Source organism: Streptomyces sp. NBC_01255, from assembly GCF_036226445.1.
In the GTDB taxonomy this organism is placed as follows: Bacteria; Actinomycetota; Actinomycetes; order Streptomycetales; family Streptomycetaceae; genus Streptomyces.
This window is the reverse complement of the sequence record NZ_CP108474.1, coordinates 3,049,410-3,066,335: the sequence shown is the minus strand read 5'-3', so window position 1 is coordinate 3,066,335 and position 16,926 is coordinate 3,049,410. Positions and strand designations below refer to the sequence as shown.

Sequence of the window (16,926 nt, the reverse complement as noted above, 5' to 3'; positions counted from 1 at the left end):
CCTGCGTGCGGGGTGCTCCGCGGCCCGGAGGAGGATGAGGTCGTCGGCCCGATGCCGCCGCACCGAGGGGGAGTACGCCATGACCAGTCGTCTGCTGATGCCCGTCCGGAACGCGAACAGGAACGCAAGCAGGACCCCTGGCAGGACCGCAGGCAGGACCGCGGGCAACGCGGCCGCCGGGTCCACCCGCCCCACGCCGATCCTGGACCTGGAGCACCCGCGGGTCGTCGCGTTCGTCGCGAGGGTCCTGCGGGAGGCGGACGAGCGGGGCGCGGTGACGGCGCGCGACCGGCTCCGGACGGCCCACGGGATCATCGTCCCGACCGTCCGGCCGGTGTACTCCGTGGAGGACCGGCGCCGCGTGTCCCGGACGCTGCGGCTCGGCCGCGGCTCGTGCAGCCAACGCATGGCGGTCCTGGAGGCGGTGGCCCGCTCGCTCGGAGTGCCGACCCGGGTGCGGGGCCTGCTGGTCGACGGCGCGTTCTGGTACCCGCGCTTCCCGAAGGTGCGCCCCTTCGTGCCCGAGGAAGTCCTGCTGACCTGGCCCGAGTTCCTGCTCGACGACGCCTGGGTGCCGGTGGCGGAGCTCTTCGAGGCCCAGGGCACGCGTACGACAGCGGGTTTCACCAATCACGGTCCGGAGACCCTCTTCGAGGCCGTGGCCCGGACCCCGGTGGACTGGGACGCGCCGGCCGCGTGCGCGGGCTCCACCGCCCCCTGCGACCTCTCCGCCCACCTCCGCACGGACCTCGGCCGGTTCGGCTCGCGCGACGAGCTGTTCGCCCGCCACGGCCAGACGCTGTGCCGCCCCGCCCGCACCCTCGCCGAGCCCGTCCTCGGCCGGTGGAGCGCGGGCGCGGCAGCCTGACGGCCTGCGGCACCCGCCGAGCGGCCGGAGTCCGCTACCCCTTCCGCCGCCTGATCGTGTTGCCGAGCCACACCAGCGGGTCGTACTTCCGGTCCACGACCCGCTCCTTCAGCGGGATCAGCGCGTTGTCGGTGATCCGGATGGACTCCGGGCACACCTCCGTACAGCACTTGGTGATGTTGCAGTAGCCGAGCCCGTGCTCCTCCTGCGCGCTCCGCCGCCGGTCGATTCCGGCCTCCTCCGCCGCGTCCAGCGGGTGCATGTCGAGCTCCGCGACCCGCATGAGGAAGCGGGGCCCGGCGAAGGCCTCCTTGTTCTCCTCGTGGTCGCGCACCACATGGCAGGTGTCCTGGCACAGGAAGCACTCGATGCACTTCCTGAACTCCTGCGAGCGGTCCACGTCCTCCTGCCGCATCCGGTACTCGCCGGGGCCGACCCCGGGCGGCGGGACGAAGGCCGGGATCTCCCGGGCCTTCTTGTAGTTGAAGGAGACGTCCGTGACCAGGTCGCGGACGACCGGGAAGGCGCGCATCGGGGTCACGGTGATCACGTCGTCCCGCGCGAAGACCGACATCCGGGTCATGCAGAGCAGCCGGGGCCGTCCGTTGATCTCGGCCGAGCACGAACCGCACTTGCCCGCCTTGCAGTTCCAGCGCACGGCGAGATCCGGTGCCTGGGTGGCCTGGAGCCGGTGGACGACGTCGAGGACGACCTCCCCGTCGTGCACCTCGACCGTGTAGTCGGTCAGTTCGCCGCCGTCGGTGTCGCCGCGCCACACCCGGAACCGCGCGTCGTACGTACTCATGCCCCCAGCTCCCCTTCCAGCTCACCGTCGGCGAGGTACTTGGCCAGTTCCTCCTGCTCGAAGAGGGCGAGCAGGTCCGGACGGATCGGCTCGGTACGGATCCGTTCGAGCCCGATGCCGTCGCCGTCGGCATGGCACAGCAGGTTCACGGGCCGCCACTCCCGCACCATCGCGGGGTGGTCCTCCCGGGTGTGCCCGCCCCTGGACTCGGTGCGCTCCAGGGCCGCCCGGGCCACGCACTCGCCGACGAGGAGCATGTTTCGCAGGTCGAGGGCGAGGTGCCAGCCCGGGTTGAACTGCCGGTGTCCCTCGACGCCGATCCGGCGGGCCCGCTCCCGCAGGGCGGCGATCCGCTCCAGGGCCTCGGCCATCTCGCCCTCCCGCCGGATGATCCCGACGAGGTCGTTCATCGTCTGCTGGAGTTCCTGGTGGAGCGTGTACGGGTTCTCCGACGCGCCGACCGACGGCGCCCTGCCCCCCGACACCCCGCCGAACGGCGCCAGCGCCTCCGCCTCCGCCGTCTCGATGTCGTCCGCCACGACCGCGCCCCCCGCCCCGGACATCGCGTACTGCGCCGCGTAGAGCCCGGCCCGCCGGCCGAAGACGAGCAGGTCGGAGAGGGAGTTGCCGCCGAGCCGGTTGGAGCCGTGCATGCCGCCCGCCACCTCGCCGGCCGCGAAGAGCCCCGGCACGCCGACGGTGGCCGCCGTCTCGGAGTCGACGGCCACGCCGCCCATCACGTAGTGGCAGGTCGGCCCGACCTCCATGGCCTCCGCCGTGATGTCGACATCGGCCAGCTCCTTGAACTGGTGGTACATCGAGGGGAGCCGCCGCTTGATCACCTCCGCCGGCATCCGCGTCGACACGTCGAGGAACACCCCGCCGTGCGGGGAGCCGCGCCCCGCCTTCACCTCGGCGTTGATGGCCCGCGCCACCTCGTCGCGCGGCAGCAGCTCGGGCGGGCGCCGGTTGTGGTCGGGGTCCTCGTACCAGCGGTCGCCCTCCTCCTCCGTCTGCGCGTACTTCTCCTTGAAGACGTCGGGGACGTAGTCGAACATGAACCGCTCGCCCTCGGAGTTCCGCAGCACGCCGCCGTCGCCGCGCACGGACTCGGTGACGAGGATGCCCTTCACCGAGGGCGGCCAGACCATCCCGGTCGGATGGAACTGCACGAACTCCATGTTCACCAGCGGCGCGCCCGCGAGCAGAGCGAGCGCGTGCCCGTCGCCCGTGTACTCCCAGGAGTTCGAGGTGACCTTGAAGGACTTGCCGATGCCGCCGGTCGCGAGGACGACCGCGGGTGCCTCCAGGACGAGGAAGCGCCCGCTCTCCCGCTCGTAGCAGAAGACCCCGGCGACCTGGCCGTTCGCGCCCTTCAGGATCCGGGTGACGGTGAACTCCTGGAAGACCTTCAGCCGCGCCTCGTGGTCGCCGGTCTCGCGGTGGTCCTCCTGCTGGAGGCCGACGATCCGCTGCTGGAGGGTCCGGATGAGTTCGAGCCCGGTCCGGTCGCCGACGTGCGCGAGGCGCGGGTACTCGTGCCCGCCGAAGTTGCGCTGCGAGATCCGGCCGTCCGCGGTCCGGTCGAAGAGTGCGCCCCAGGTCTCCAGCTCCCAGACCCGGTCCGGGGCCTCCTGGGCGTGCAATTCGGCCATCCGCCACTGGTTGAGGAACTTGCCGCCCCGCATGGTGTCGCGGAAGTGCGTCTTCCAGTCGTCGTGCTCGTTGGCATTGGCCATGGAAGCGGCGATTCCGCCCTCGGCCATGACGGTGTGGGCCTTGCCGAAGAGGGACTTGCAGATCACGGCGGTACGGGCGCCCGCCCGGCGCGCCTCGATCGCGGCCCGCAGTCCGGCCCCGCCGGCACCGACCACGATCACGTCCCACTGCTGTCGCTCCACCACTGCCATCTCAGAAGAACCTCACGTCAGAAGAACCTCGGGTCGTCGAAGGTGCCGGTCGCGAGCAGGTACACGTACAGGTCGCACACGGCGACGCTGATCAGCGAGGCCCACGCGAGCTGCATGTGCCACCGGTTCAGCCGCCCGGTCCAGGTCCACAGCCGGTACCGGACGGGGTGCTTCGAGAAGTGCCGCAGCCGGCCGCCGACGATGTGCCGGCAGGAGTGGCAGGACAGGGTGTACGCCCAGATGAGGGCGATGTTCACGAGGAAGACCAGCGTCCCGAGCCCCGCGTGCCCCCAGGCGTACGAGGCGTCGCGGAAGGTCAGCACGGTGTCGTACGTGAGGATGCCGGCGACCGGCAGCGCCGCGTAGAAGAAGTACCGGTGGAGGTTCTGCAGGAGCAGCGGGAAGCGGGTCTCGCCCGTGTACGTCCGGTGGGGCTCGGCGACTGCGCAGGCCGGGGGAGACGCCCAGAAGCCCCGGTAGTACGCCTTGCGGTAGTAGTAGCAGGTGAGCCGGAAGCCGAGCGGGAAGACCAGGATCAGCAGGGCGGGGGAGAGGCCCCACCAGCTGCCGAAGATCTCCCAGTTCGGCCCGCCCTCCATGGGGACGCAGTTCGACGCCAGACAGGGCGAGTAGAACGGCGAGACGTAGGGGGCCGCGTAGTAGTCGGCGGCGGCGAACGCCCGCCAGGTCGAGTACGCGACGAAGGCGAGCAGTCCGGCCGCGGTGGCGGCGGGGGAGAGCCACCACCGGTCGGTGCGCAGATGGCGGGCGGCGATGGCGGCGCGCCCCGGGGAGCGCACCCCCGTCGCGGACCCGGGCGGTTCCGTACCTGTGGCCAACAGGCCCTCCTCCGGTCGGTTGCCGGTACGTCCTCAGGCGCGTGGTGGCCCGGGCGCGTGACGGCTAAGGCGCGTGGCGGTCGCGTGCTCCCAGGCCCTCGTCGTCCGTGTCCGTCCACAGCTCGCTGTCGTACGGGGCGTCGGGGATGGTCACCAGGCTTTCGGCGCGGCCGGCGGTCGGTGCCGGGGCCGGGCCCCGCTCCGCCGTGACGGACCGCTCCAGCTGGCCGACGGTGCGGACCAGCTCTTCGAGGCAGCGCTTGACGGCCGCCAGATCGTCCTGAACGGACATGGGTTGCCCTCACTTCCGCGAGCGGCTTCCGCAGGAGTGTCGCGCGTCACATCCCGCTTGGGAAGCCATGTGCACGGGTTTCCACTCGTCCGGAGCGCCCCGGGTCGGGGTCGTTGGGCCGCACGAGTGGGGTTTCCCGGACGTGCCGCCGTGTCGCCGTGGCCGGATCCGCTCCGTCCTTTTCAGTGTATGAGCAATAGGTCTGATCATCTCCAAATGGCATAAATCTGGACGAAGGGGTACAAGTCATGTCCCAGTTCGGCGCCCCTCGCGGGAGGACATGCTCCAGGAGCCCCCGCTCCCGCACGCTCCGCTCCGTCGCCACCCTCACCAGTGCGGTCCTCGCCGTCACCGTGCTCGCCGGCTGCAGCTCCGGCGACGAAGCCGACGAGGCCCCGGCCGCCGCCCAGGACAACGCCCCCGCCGCGCGCGACAAGGTGGCCGACGGCGGCACCCTGCGCTGGGCCGTCGACGCGCTGCCCACCACCCTGAACAGCTTCCAGGCCGACGCCGACGGCACCACCGCCCGCATCGCCGGGGCCGTCCTCCCCTCCCTCTACACGATCGACGAGCGGGGCCGGCCGCAGCTGAACCCGGACTACCTGGAGTCCGCGCAGGTCGTCGAGACCGAGCCGAAGCAGGTCGTCCTCTACAAGCTCCACCAGCAGGCGGTGTGGAGCGACGGACGCGAGATCGGGGCCCCCGACTTCGTGGCCCAGTGGCGGGCGCTGAGCGGCCGCGACACCGCGTACTGGACCGCCCGCAACTCCGGCTACGAGCGGATCGAGAAGATCGAGCGGGGCAAGAACGACCTGGAGGTGCGGGTCACCTTCTCCAAGCCCTACGCCGACTGGCAGTCCCTCTTCACCCCGCTCTACCCGAAGCAGGTGATGGGGTCCCCGAACTCCTTCAACGACGGGGCGCGCACCACGCTCAAGGCCACTGCAGGACCGTTCCTGCTGAAGTCGATCGACCGCAAGAGCGGCGACGTCACCCTGGCCCGCAACCCCCGCTGGTGGGGGCAGTCCGCCAAGCTCGACAGCCTCGTCCTCAAGGCCGTCCCCCGGGCCGACCGCGCCGCGTCCCTCGCCGCGGGCAAGCTCGACCTGGCCGAGATCGACCGCACCACGGCCGAACGGATCGCCCTCGCGCTCCGGGACGCCCGCGCCGGCCGGAACGGCGCGCAGGCGGCCCTCGCCCACGGCCCCGGCTCGGCGATCACCCCCTCCAAGGCGCTGAAGTCCTGGGCCCTCGCGTACGGCTCCGACGAGGAGAAGGCGGAGGAGGTCCAGGCCGCCCGCCAGAAGAACCAGCAGGCCGTCGCCCTGTACGCGAACGAGCAGGACACCCTCGCCGGCTTCGTCGTCCGCAAGTCCCTGGAGCCCGCCTACACCCAGCTCTCGCTGAACGGCGAGTCCGGCGCGCTCGCCGACGAGCGGGTACGGCGGGCGGTGGCCCGCGCCATCAACCGCCAGGAACTGGCCGAGTCCGTACTCAAGCCCCTCGGCCTCCCCGCTACGCCCCCCGGCAGCCACCTGGCCCTCGCCGGCCAGGCGGCGTACGCGGACAGCAGCGACGCCCTCGGCGACCAGGACACCAACGAGGCGCGGGCGCTCCTCGCCGACGCGGGCTGGGTCCCGGGCGGGGCGCTCCGGAAGCCGGCCGGCGCGAAGGACGGCGCCGAGGCCGGGAGCGAGGCCGAGAAGAAGGCGAAGCAGGCCGAGGGGGAGAAGAAGGCGAAGTCCGCCGACAAGGCCGCCGGCTCCGCCACCGACGCCACCGCCACCACCGCCACCGACGCCGCCGACGCCAAGAAGAAGGCGAACGACACCGCCTCCGACGAGGGCCTCTACATCGTCGGCGACGACAAGCCGGGCGACCCCAGGGCCCTCCCCGCCCCCGTCATCGGTGCCGCGGGCCCCGAGAACGGCACCCACGTCCTCGCCCCGGCCGTCGCGGCCGCCCGCCAGAGCGCCGCACTCCTCGCCCGGGCCGAGGCGCTCGACACCGGCACGGGCTCCGGAGCCCGGGCCGGTGTCCCGGTCGCCAAGCCGGACCGGGGAGTGGCCGGGGCCTACGCCCCGCGCGGCACCGCGGCCCCCGTGACCGTGCCCGAGGCCACGCGGGTCCTCGGCAAGGACGGCAAGGCGCTCAGCCTCCGCTTCGTCCTGCCGTCCGGGCCCGGCTCGGAGTCGCTGCGCGCGGTCGGGGACCGGATCGTCCGGATGCTCGACGCGGTGGGGATCCGTACCCAGGTCACCAAGGTCCCGGACGACAGCTTCTTCAAGGACCACGTCGCCGCGGGCGACTACGACCTGGCCCTCTACTCCTGGCCGGCCTCCGCCTTCCCGGCGACCGACGCCCGGCCCATCTTCGCCAAGCCCGAGCCTGCGTCGGACGGCTCGCTCCTGGTCGAGCAGAACTACTCGCGGGTCGGCACCGACCGCATCGACCAGCTCTTCGACCAGGCGGCCGGGACACTCGACGCGGAGGAGGCCCGTGAGCTCGTCCGCCAGGCGGACGCCCGGATCTGGGCAGCGGCCGGGTCCATCCCCCTCTACCAGCGCCCGCAGCTGGTCGCGGCGAAGGCGGACATCGTGAACGCGGGGGCCTGGGGCCTCGCCGTCCCCCGCTACCAGGACATCGGTTTCAAGAAGCCCGAATCCTCCAACGGAGCAGAGCGAAACCGCTGAAAGCTCCAAAGTCTACGAAACCGCTGGTCACAACCTCAGAAGCAGCTCAATTTCCTTGCCCGCCGGTGACCCCGGCGGGCAGGATCGCGTCGGCCGCTTGACCCGGCCGGTCCGCTGTCACACCGCAGTCGCACCACAGCAGCACCGCATCTCCCGCGTGCCCGGAGCGTCCCCAGCGCGACCGGGCACACGCCGAAACCCCCTAGTAGACCCTCTCGGATCCGGGCGGGGAAGCCCCTTGCGCGGCAGCCCCGTACCATAGGACATAGCCGTGGCGCGTCCGCCCGGCGGGCGTACGAGGAACTGACGCCAATCCCACGATCCGAGAGAAGCGCAAGCACCCATGCCCACGCGCCACGACATCCGTAACGTCGCCATCGTCGCCCACGTCGACCATGGCAAGACGACCATCGTCGACGCCATGCTCAAGCAGGCCGGTGCCTTCGCCGCCCACCAGCAGCTCGACGACCGCATGATGGACTCGAACGACCTGGAGCGTGAGAAGGGCATCACGATCCTCGCCAAGAACACGGCGGTGAAGTATCACCCCAAGGACGGCGGGGCCCCGATCACGATCAACATCATCGACACCCCCGGTCACGCCGACTTCGGTGGCGAGGTCGAGCGCGGTCTGTCGATGGTGGACGCGGTCGTCCTCCTCGTGGACGCCTCCGAGGGTCCGCTCCCGCAGACCCGCTTCGTGCTGCGCAAGGCGCTCCAGCAGCGCAAGCCGGTCATCCTCTGCATCAACAAGACGGACCGCCCGGACTCCCGGATCGACGAGGTCGTCAACGAGACCTACGACCTCTTCCTCGACCTGGACGCGGACGAGGACCAGATCGAGTTCCCGATCGTCTACGCCTGCGGCCGTGACGGCATCGCCTCGCTGACCAAGCCGGAGAACGGCACCGTTCCCGCGGACAGCGACAGCCTGGAGCCGTTCTTCTCCGCCATCCTGGAGCACGTCCCGGCCCCGGTGTACGACGAGGAGGCCCCCCTCCAGGCCCACGTCACCAACCTGGACGCCGACAACTTCCTCGGCCGTATCGCGCTCCTCCGCGTCGAGCAGGGCGAGCTGCGCAAGGGCCAGACGGTCGCGTGGATCAAGCGTGACGGCACGATCTCCAACGTCCGCATCACCGAGCTGATGATGACCGAGGCGCTCACCCGCAAGCCCGCCGAGGTCGCCGGCCCCGGTGACATCTGCGCCGTCGCCGGTATCCCCGACATCATGATCGGCGAGACCCTGGCCGACCCGGAGAACCCGATCGCGCTTCCGCTGATCACGGTCGACCAGCCGGCCATCTCCATGACCATCGGCACCAACACCTCGCCGCTCGTCGGCCGCGGTGGCACGGGCAAGGGCGCGGACGCCAAGTCCGCGGTCAAGCAGCGCAAGGTCACCGCCCGCCAGGTCAAGGACCGTCTGGACCGCGAGCTGATCGGTAACGTCTCGCTCCGCGTCCTCGACACCGAGCGCCCGGACGCCTGGGAGGTCCAGGGCCGTGGTGAGCTCGCGCTCGCCATCCTGGTCGAGCAGATGCGCCGCGAGGGCTTCGAGCTGACCATCGGCAAGCCGCAGGTCGTCACCAAGCAGGTCGACGGCAAGACCCACGAGCCCGTCGAGCGCCTCACGGTCGACGTGCCCGAGGAGCACATGGGCGCCGTCACGCAGCTCATGGGCGTCCGCAAGGGCCGCATGGACAACATGTCGAACCACGGCTCCGGCTGGGTCCGCATGGAGTTCGTCGTTCCGTCCCGTGGCCTCATCGGCTTCCGTACGGAGTTCCTGACCAACACCCGCGGTACGGGCATCGCCCACTCGATCCACGAGGGCCACGAGCCCTGGTTCGGCACGCTGACGACCCGTAACAACGGTTCGCTGGTCGCCGACCGCGCCGGTGCCGTCACCGCCTTCGCGATGACGAACCTCCAGGAGCGCGGCGTCCTGTTCACCGACCCCGGCACCGAGGTGTACGAGGGCATGATCGTCGGCGAGAACTCCCGCTCCGACGACATGGACGTGAACATCACGAAGGAGAAGAAGCTCACCAACATGCGCTCCTCCTCCGCCGACTCCTTCGAGGCGATCGTCCCGCCGCGGAAGCTCTCCCTGGAGCAGTCCCTGGAGTTCTGCCGCGACGACGAGTGCGTCGAGGTGACCCCGGAGGCCGTGCGCATCCGCAAGGTCATCCTCGACCAGAACGCTCGTGGCCGTGCGACCTCCCGCGCCAAGAACGGCTGATCCGGCCACCCAGCCGGTGAAGCGGCCCCTGCGGGATCTCCCGTAGGGGCGGCGCCGAAGTGTCCACGCCGAACGCCCGGCCGGAAGTCTCCGGCCGGGCGTTCGGCGTGCGTGCGGCGAGGCGTCCCCCACCTTGCGGTGCTTCCCCCTGGTTGCGATGTCTTCTTCGTACCCCTATCGCCGGACGGTCGGTCCGGCTCGACGCGTCGGGTGGTCAGCCCGGCGCGCCGCGGTCAGCAGTAGCGCTTGGCGTACGAGGCGAGGCTGCCGGCCGGGACGGAGGTGCCGCACTTGAGGCCGCCCTCGGTGGCTACGGTGAAGCTGATGGCCTTGCCGTAGTTACCGGTGTTCACCCAGCGGGTGCCGCGGTCGCAGCGGAACTGGGTGTAGTAGCCCTGGGTCTTGACGGTGCCCGAGTACAGGACGTACTTGCCGCGGGAGGACAGCCGGTGAGTGATGGACTCGGCCGTGGTCTTGGTCTTCGACCCCTCGGCCTTCAGCTCGAGGCCGACCTTGCCGCTGAAGCTGGCCATCGCGACGCTGCCGCTGACCTCGACACCGGAGGTGGCGGTGACGGAGGCCGTGATGCTGGTGACGGACGAGGCGCTGACGGTCTTGGTCACGACGCCGCCGGTGTAGTGCTCGATGGCCTTGCGGTGGGTGACGACCGGCGACTTGCTGACGGTGGACCAGGTGTACTTGATGGACCCCGCCCTGCACATCGGGTCGGCGGCTTCCGCGCTGGCGGCGGGCAGCAGGGCAAGCGTGGCCGCCGACAGGCAGGTGGTGGCAAGGCCCGCCGTGAGCTTGTTGCGCATGATGTTCCCCTCGTGTAGAGCCGCTCCGTCGGAGCGGCTGGGCGACCCGTGGTCAGCGGGTCGGATGGGAGTCTTGCGGCTCGACGGAGACATAGGACACAGTTTTGAGCAACTTCTGAGGTTGGCAAGCCCGTTGGGGAGTTGCCGCGGTCGGGCGAGGGGCGCGGGGAGGCCGGGATCGACAGCCCGGGGAGTCGGGATCGAATGCCCGGGAGGCCGGGATCGACCGCCGGGTCGAGTCAAACCGATTTCCCTGGGAGACGTCCGCATTTCGAACGTAGCTCTCCGGTACGTGTGTTAACAGTCCGTTTCGGGTGTGTCTGTCTGGGCTCAGTTTGTCCGGATTTCGGTCACCCAGGGCTTGGTGATGTTGTCAAACCGAGACCACTTAAGTGTGGTTTACAGCCCGGACGTACTCAATAGTTGGCTCCACTGAGCTCGGGTCAATGGGTCACGCACTGTGGGGAGTGCCGACTCACGAGCACACTCGGGGCACTGGAGTCCTCGGCCGTCAGGGGTGTCGGCCTTCTCCAAGAAGCCCCTCTCGTAGTGACAAGTGGACTCATGAGGAGGAACCCATGCGTGGTGCCAACAGCGCCAAGTGGGTAGCGGGCGCGATCGTCGTCGCCCTGGCAGCAACCGCCTGTGGCGGAAGCAACGAAAAGGGCAAGGAGGGTGAGGGCAAGGGCAAGGCCGGCGGTTCTGTGAGCGTCGGCATCTCCGAGCCGAAGCGCCTCGTCCCGCAGACGACGACCGAGTCCGAGGGCTCGCAGGTGCTGGACGCGCTGTTCCGTCCGCTCGTCAGCTACGGCGCCGGGAACCAGCCGGTCGAGGACGCGGCCGAGTCGATCACCTCGACCGACAACTCGCTCTGGACCGTCAAGATCAAGCCGGGCCAGAAGTTCCACGACGGCACCCCGGTGACCGCCAAGAGCTACGTCCAGGGCTGGAACTGGGGCGCCTTCGGCCCGAACGCGGCCGACGGCAACTACTTCTTCGCCACCATCGAGGGCTACGACGCCCTCAACCCGGCGGACCCGGACGGCGCGGAGGGCCCGAAGAAGGCCCCCGAGCCGACCGCCAAGGAGCTCTCGGGTCTGAAGGTCGTCGACGAGACCACCTTCACGGTCAAGCTGGCGAAGCCCTTCGCCGACTACAAGACCGTCCTCGGCTACACGGTGTTCTACCCGCTGCCGGACGCCGCGATCAAGGACATCAAGGCCTACGAGCAGGCCCCGATCGGCCAGGGCGCCTTCAAGATCGAGGGCAAGTGGGACCACAACAAGTCGATCAAGGTCGTCAAGAACCCTGACTACACGGGCACCAACAAGCCCAACGTGGACTCGGTGACGTACAAGATCTACCAGAAGCAGGAGACGATGTATAAGGACGTCGTCGCCGGCGCCCTTGACGTCATCCCGCAGGTCCCGAGCTCCGAGCTGGCCAACGCCCCGAAGCAGTTCGGCGAGCGCTTCAAGTCGTCCCCGGCCTCGACCTTCCAGTTCGTGTCGTTCCCGACGTACGACAAGAAGTACTCGAAGCCCGAGGTCCGCAAGGCGATCTCGATGGCCATCGACCGTGAAGAGATCACCAAGGTGATCCTGAACGACTCGCAGGCCCCGGCTCGTTCCTTCGTCTCCCCGGTCGTGGGCGGCTACCGCGACAACACCTGCGGTGACTCCTGCAAGTTCGACCCGGCGGCCGCCAAGGCTCTCCTCGACAAGGTCGGCGGCATCGAGGGCAACAAGATCAACATCGGCTACAACGGCGATGGCGGTCACAAGGAGTGGGTGGACGCCACCTGCAACCAGGTCAAGAAGAACCTCGGCGTCGAGTGTGTCGGCCAGGCCGTCCCGCAGTTCGCCGAGCTGCTGACCCAGGTCGAGCAGAAGAAGTTCTCCGGCATGTTCCGCATGGGCTGGATCATGGACTACCCGTCCATGGAGAACTACCTCGGCCCGCTGTTCACCACCGGTGGTTCCTCGAACTACTACGGCTACAGCAACAAGAAGTTCGACAAGCTGGTCGAGGACGGCCGCGCCGCGAAGACCTCCGCCGAGGCCATCAAGCTGTGGCAGCAGGCCGAGGACGTGCTCGTCCAGGACATGCCGGTGATCCCGCTCCGCTTCGGCAAGAACGTGTTCGCGCACAGCAAGAACGTGTCGAACGTCGAGATGGACCTCTTCAACCGGGTCGACGTCACCAAGATCTCCAAGGCCTGACGGCCTCAGGTATCTGACCCACTTTAAGAGTCGAGAACGGCGGCGGGGGCCGGCACACCAGCCCCCGCCGCTTCTCGCGAGGAGGATCCATGGGCCGGTTCGTCATTCGACGAATCCTTCAGATGGTGCCCGTCTTCATCGGCACCACCTTGATCGTCTACTTGCTCGTCACGCAGATGGGTGGCGACCCCATCCAGAACCTGTACGGCGAGAAGCCAGTACCCGACAACATCAGAGCGACGCTCACCGCTCAGTACCACCTCAACGAGCCGTGGTGGATGCAGTACTGGTACTACTTCAAGGGGCTGCTCCAGGGCAACTTCGGTGAGTCCATCCAGCAGGGCCGGCCCATCGCCGAGCTCCTCGCCGAGGCCTGGCCCCACACCCTGAAGGTCGCCGGTGTGGCCTTCGCCTTCGAGCTTGTCGTCGGCGTCGTCGCCGGTGTGCTCGCGGGCATGCGCCGCGGCAGCTTCATCGACAACCTGGTGCTTCTCTCCACCCTGACCGTCATCGCCGTCCCGATCTTCGTGCTCGGCAATGTCAGCCAGACGTTCCTCGGACAGGAGTGGGGACTGTTCCCCGTCTCCGGCACCGACGACGGACTCGTCAGCTACCTGCTGCCGGGTCTGGTGCTCGGCTCGGTGTCGCTCGCCTACATCGCGCGTCTCGCCCGGGCGTCCGTCGCGGAGAACCTCCGCGCCGACTACATCCGGACCGCGAAGGCCAAGGGCCTGCCGAAGAGCCGGGTCGTCGGCATCCACGTGCTGCGCAACTCGCTGATCCCGGTCGTCACCTACCTGGGCGCCGACCTCGGCACCCTCATGGGCGGCGCGATCGTCACCGAGGGCATCTTCAACATCCCCGGCGTGGGCTACCAGCTGTTCACCTCCCTGAACGTGGAGGACGGTCCGGCGGTCGTCGGATTCGTCAGTCTGCTGGTGCTCGTCTATCTGATCACCGCGCTGGTCGTGGACATGCTGTACGCCGTGCTTGACCCGAGGATTCGCTATGAGTGACACGACACAGAAGACCGACACGGTCGTCGAGGACTACGCCGGGCCTTCCGCGCCCGCCCCCGCCTCGACCAAGCAGGACAAGACGCGCAGTCTCGCGCAGGACGCCTTCCGGGACCTGATCCGCCGCCCGATGTTCCTCGTCTCCGCGGCTCTGATCTTCGGCATCGTCGTCATCGCGGCCTTCCCGAGTCTCTTCACCAGCGTCGACCCGCTCGCGTGCGACCTGAAGCACTCGATGGAGGGCCCCAGCGGCAGCGCCTGGTTCGGCTACAACTTCCAGGGTTGCGACGTCTACTCGCAGACCATCTACGGCACCCGCAACTCGATCATCGTGGGTGTGCTGACGACGGCCTTCTCCCTGGTCATCGGCGGCCTCGTCGGTGTGCTCGGCGGTTTCTTCGGCAAGTGGACGGACGCCCTCCTCTCGTTCGTCACCAACGTCTTCTTCGGCCTGCCGCTGCTGCTCGCCGCGATCGTCATCCTGAACAACTTCCGTGACGACAAGGGCATGCGCAACGCCGGCGTCATGGCCGTGGTCCTCACGCTGACCGTGGTCGGCTGGATGTCCATGGCCCGCGTCATGCGCGGCGCCGTCATGCAGGTCAAGCAGGCCGACTACGTGGCAGCCGCCCGCTCGCTGGGTGCCTCCACGTCGCGGATGATGTTCCGTCACGTACTGCCGAACTCGATCACCCCGCTCATCGTGGTCGCCACGATCTCGCTGGGTGCCGTCATCGGCGCGGAAGCAACCCTGAGCTTCCTGGGTATCGGTATCAGGCCCCCGGCCATCTCCTGGGGCGTGATGATCTCCGAGGCCCAGCAGCGCATCTCGTCGGGTCTGCACCCGCTGCTGTTCCCGTCCGGAATGCTCACCATCACGGTCCTCGCCTTCATCATGCTCGGCGACGCGGTCCGTGACGCCTTCGACCCGAAGCTGCGCTGAGAGTAAGGACGAACGCAGTGACCACCATCGACAAAACCGCGAGCGTTCCCGCGCCGCGTGACGGCGCGACCTTCGACGGTCCGCTCCTCGACGTGCGCGACCTCCATGTGGAGTTCCGCACCCGTGAGGGCGTCGCGAAGGCCGTGAACGGTGTCTCGTACTCCGTGAAGGCGGGCGAGACCCTCGCCGTCCTCGGCGAGTCCGGTTCCGGCAAGTCCGTGACCGCTCAGGCCATCATGGGCATCCTCGACACCCCGCCGGGGTTCGTGACCAAGGGAGAGATCGTCTTCCGCGGTCAGGACATGCTCAAGATGTCCGACGAGGAGCACCGCCAGGTGCGCGGCAGCAAGATCGCGATGATCTTCCAGGACGCGCTGTCCTCGCTCAACCCCGTGCTCAGCGTCGGCTATCAGCTCGGCGAGATGTTCCGGGTGCACCAGGGCCTCTCCAAGAAGGAGGCCAAGGTCAAGGCGATCGGGCTGATGGACCGGGTGAAGATCCCGGCCGCCGCCGCTCGCGTGAACGACTACCCGCATCAGTTCTCCGGCGGTATGCGCCAGCGCATCATGATCGCGATGGCGCTCGCCCTGGAGCCGGACCTGATCATCGCGGACGAGCCCACCACGGCGCTCGACGTGACTGTTCAGGCCCAGGTGATGGACCTCCTCGCGGAGCTCCAGCGCGAGTACAACATGGGTCTGATCCTGATCACCCACGACCTCGGCGTCGTCGCCGACGTCGCGGACAAGATCGCCGTGATGTACGCGGGCCGGATCGTCGAGCAGGCGCCGGTGCACGAGCTGTACAAGCGCCCGGCCCACCCCTACACCAAGGGGCTCCTCGAATCGATCCCGCGCCTGGACCAGAAGGGCCAGGAGCTGTACGCGATCAAGGGCCTGCCGCCGAACCTGCTGAAGATCCCGTCGGGCTGCGCCTTCAACCCGCGCTGCCCGAAGGCGGACGACGTCTGCCGTACGGACGTGCCGGTGCTCGTGCCGGTCACCGAGCAGGACGGCGCGGATCTCCCGGGTCGCGGCAGTGCCTGCCACTTCTGGAAGGAGACGATCCATGGCTGAGTTCAGCAAGAACGACGAGGCCGTGGCCGCGTCCGAGGCGGAGGCCGTAGCCGCCATCGAGGCTCCGGTCGAGCGTGGTGAGCCGATCCTCCAGGTGCGCAACCTGAAGAAGCACTTCCCGCTGACGCAGGGCATCCTGTTCAAGCGTCAGGTCGGCGCGGTCAAGGCCGTGGACGGGGTCTCCTTCGACCTCCACCAGGGCGAGACCCTCGGCATCGTGGGCGAGTCCGGCTGTGGCAAGTCCACGGTCGCCAAGCTCCTGATGAACCTGGAGCGGGCCACCGCGGGCGAGGTCTTCTACAAGGGCCAGGACATCACCAAGCTGTCCGGGCGCGCGCTGAAGGCCGTCCGCCGCAACATCCAGATGGTGTTCCAGGACCCGTACACGTCGCTCAACCCGCGCATGACGGTCGGCGACATCATCGGCGAGCCCTTCGACATCCACCCTGAGGTGGCCCCGAAGGGCGACCGGCGCCGCAAGGTGCAGGAGCTCCTCGATGTCGTCGGTCTCAACCCCGAGTACATCAACCGCTACCCGCACCAGTTCTCCGGCGGTCAGCGCCAGCGCATCGGCATCGCCCGCGGCCTCGCGCTCAACCCGGAGATCATCATCTGCGACGAGCCGGTCTCGGCCCTGGACGTCTCCGTCCAGGCGCAGGTCATCAACCTGATGGAGAAGCTCCAGGACGAGTTCAACCTGTCCTACCTCTTCATCGCGCACGACCTGTCGATCGTCCGGCACATCTCGGACCGGGTCGGCGTCATGTACCTCGGCAAGATGGCCGAGATCGGTACGGACGAGCAGATCTACGAGCACCCGACGCACCCCTACACCCAGGCGCTGCTCTCCGCGGTGCCGGTGCCGGACCCGGAGGCCCGCGCCCACCGCGAGCGGATCATCCTCACCGGTGACGTCCCCTCGCCGGCGAACCCGCCGTCGGGCTGCAGCTTCCGCACCCGCTGCTGGAAGGCGCAGGAGAAGTGCTCCCAGGAGGCTCCGCTCCTCGCGATCCCGGAGCCCTTCCAGGGCCGGGACACCCCGGCCGCGCACTTCTCGGCGTGCCACTTCGCCGAGGAGAAGAACGTCGTCCACTCCGGATGACGCTCTGACGCTCTGCTAGATGTCCTCGCGTGAGAGAGGGGCCCGGCCGTTTCGGCCGGGCCCCTCTTCGCGTCGCGGGGCTCATCGTGTCCGGCTG

13 protein-coding genes are annotated in these 16,926 nt (G+C 69.1%); 8 read left to right on the top strand and 5 right to left on the bottom strand.

Annotated elements, in window-relative coordinates; genetic code table 11:
• Positions 1–79 precede the first annotated feature (79 nt).
• Positions 80–868 (top strand): transglutaminase domain-containing protein, encoded by a 789-nt coding sequence (locus tag OG357_RS13385; RefSeq protein WP_329621350.1) that lies wholly within the window; start codon positions 80–82, stop codon positions 866–868.
• 34 nt (positions 869–902) lie between these two features.
• Here the strand turns inward: OG357_RS13385 and OG357_RS13380 are convergent, their stop codons facing one another.
• The 4 genes from OG357_RS13380 to OG357_RS13365 all read right to left on the bottom strand — a co-directional run bounded on the left by OG357_RS13380 (position 903) and on the right by OG357_RS13365 (position 4,714).
• The gene (locus tag OG357_RS13380; RefSeq protein WP_329621349.1) at positions 903–1,673 is read right to left on the bottom strand and encodes a succinate dehydrogenase/fumarate reductase iron-sulfur subunit; all 771 of its coding nucleotides are present in this window, start codon (positions 1,671–1,673) and stop codon (positions 903–905) included.
• The gene (locus OG357_RS13375; protein WP_329621348.1) at positions 1,670–3,583 is read right to left on the bottom strand and encodes a fumarate reductase/succinate dehydrogenase flavoprotein subunit; all 1,914 of its coding nucleotides are present in this window, start codon (positions 3,581–3,583) and stop codon (positions 1,670–1,672) included. The genes OG357_RS13380 and OG357_RS13375 overlap by 4 nt, the downstream gene beginning before the upstream one ends.
• Positions 3,584–3,600: 17 nt before the next feature.
• On the bottom strand, positions 3,601–4,422 hold the full coding sequence (locus OG357_RS13370; protein WP_329621347.1) for a hypothetical protein: 822 nt from the start codon (positions 4,420–4,422) through the stop codon (positions 3,601–3,603).
• A gap of 64 nt (positions 4,423–4,486) precedes the next feature.
• Complete coding sequence (locus tag OG357_RS13365; RefSeq protein WP_329621346.1) at positions 4,487–4,714, bottom strand: hypothetical protein; 228 nt, start codon at positions 4,712–4,714, stop codon at positions 4,487–4,489.
• Positions 4,715–4,962: 248 nt separating this feature from the next.
• Here OG357_RS13365 and OG357_RS13360 point away from each other — a divergent pair, with 248 nt between their 5' ends.
• Both OG357_RS13360 and typA read left to right on the top strand, forming a co-directional pair.
• Positions 4,963–7,407, top strand: coding sequence for an ABC transporter family substrate-binding protein (locus tag OG357_RS13360; RefSeq protein WP_329621345.1), 2,445 nt, complete (start codon positions 4,963–4,965; stop codon positions 7,405–7,407).
• 343 nt (positions 7,408–7,750) lie between these two features.
• The gene (gene typA, locus OG357_RS13355) at positions 7,751–9,652 is read left to right on the top strand and encodes a translational GTPase TypA (RefSeq protein WP_329621344.1); all 1,902 of its coding nucleotides are present in this window, start codon (positions 7,751–7,753) and stop codon (positions 9,650–9,652) included.
• A gap of 233 nt (positions 9,653–9,885) precedes the next feature.
• On the opposite strand, the gene OG357_RS13350 is transcribed toward typA, so the two are convergent.
• A complete protein-coding gene (locus OG357_RS13350; protein ID WP_329621343.1) occupies positions 9,886–10,470 on the bottom strand; it encodes a hypothetical protein in 585 nt (194 codons plus the stop codon).
• Between the two features lie 578 nt (positions 10,471–11,048).
• Between OG357_RS13350 and OG357_RS13345 the strand changes: the two genes are divergently transcribed.
• From OG357_RS13345 to OG357_RS13325, 5 genes are all read left to right on the top strand, one after another.
• Positions 11,049–12,692 carry a peptide ABC transporter substrate-binding protein gene (locus tag OG357_RS13345; RefSeq protein ID WP_329621342.1) on the top strand — a complete coding sequence of 548 codons (1,644 nt, stop codon included), beginning with the start codon at positions 11,049–11,051 and terminating at the stop codon, positions 12,690–12,692.
• Between the two features lie 89 nt (positions 12,693–12,781).
• On the top strand, positions 12,782–13,708 hold the full coding sequence (locus tag OG357_RS13340) for an ABC transporter permease (protein ID WP_329621341.1): 927 nt from the start codon (positions 12,782–12,784) through the stop codon (positions 13,706–13,708).
• On the top strand, positions 13,701–14,651 hold the full coding sequence (locus tag OG357_RS13335; RefSeq protein ID WP_329621340.1) for an ABC transporter permease: 951 nt from the start codon (positions 13,701–13,703) through the stop codon (positions 14,649–14,651). Before OG357_RS13340 ends, OG357_RS13335 begins: the two co-directional genes overlap by 8 nt.
• 17 nt (positions 14,652–14,668) lie before the next feature.
• On the top strand, positions 14,669–15,727 hold the full coding sequence (locus OG357_RS13330; protein WP_329621339.1) for an ABC transporter ATP-binding protein: 1,059 nt from the start codon (positions 14,669–14,671) through the stop codon (positions 15,725–15,727).
• The gene (locus tag OG357_RS13325; protein WP_329621338.1) at positions 15,720–16,829 is read left to right on the top strand and encodes an ABC transporter ATP-binding protein; all 1,110 of its coding nucleotides are present in this window, start codon (positions 15,720–15,722) and stop codon (positions 16,827–16,829) included. Before OG357_RS13330 ends, OG357_RS13325 begins: the two co-directional genes overlap by 8 nt.
• Positions 16,830–16,926 lie beyond the last annotated feature (97 nt).

Bases quoted from the DNA above. Each gene is read 5' to 3' on its own strand.
- OG357_RS13325 (WP_329621338.1), top strand. From the start codon at position 15,720: ATGGCTGAGTTCAGCAAGAACGACGAGGCCGTGGCCGCGTCCGAGGCG.
- OG357_RS13365 (WP_329621346.1), bottom strand. From the start codon at position 4,714: ATGTCCGTTCAGGACGATCTGGCGGCCGTCAAGCGCTGCCTCGAAGAG.
- OG357_RS13340 (WP_329621341.1), top strand. From the start codon at position 12,782: ATGGGCCGGTTCGTCATTCGACGAATCCTTCAGATGGTGCCCGTCTTC.
- OG357_RS13385 (WP_329621350.1), top strand. From the start codon at position 80: ATGACCAGTCGTCTGCTGATGCCCGTCCGGAACGCGAACAGGAACGCA.
- typA (WP_329621344.1), top strand. From the start codon at position 7,751: ATGCCCACGCGCCACGACATCCGTAACGTCGCCATCGTCGCCCACGTC.
- OG357_RS13335 (WP_329621340.1), top strand. From the start codon at position 13,701: ATGAGTGACACGACACAGAAGACCGACACGGTCGTCGAGGACTACGCC.
- OG357_RS13350 (WP_329621343.1), bottom strand. From the start codon at position 10,470: ATGCGCAACAAGCTCACGGCGGGCCTTGCCACCACCTGCCTGTCGGCG.
- OG357_RS13345 (WP_329621342.1), top strand. From the start codon at position 11,049: ATGCGTGGTGCCAACAGCGCCAAGTGGGTAGCGGGCGCGATCGTCGTC.
- OG357_RS13375 (WP_329621348.1), bottom strand. From the start codon at position 3,583: ATGGCAGTGGTGGAGCGACAGCAGTGGGACGTGATCGTGGTCGGTGCC.
- OG357_RS13380 (WP_329621349.1), bottom strand. From the start codon at position 1,673: ATGAGTACGTACGACGCGCGGTTCCGGGTGTGGCGCGGCGACACCGAC.
- OG357_RS13360 (WP_329621345.1), top strand. From the start codon at position 4,963: ATGTCCCAGTTCGGCGCCCCTCGCGGGAGGACATGCTCCAGGAGCCCC.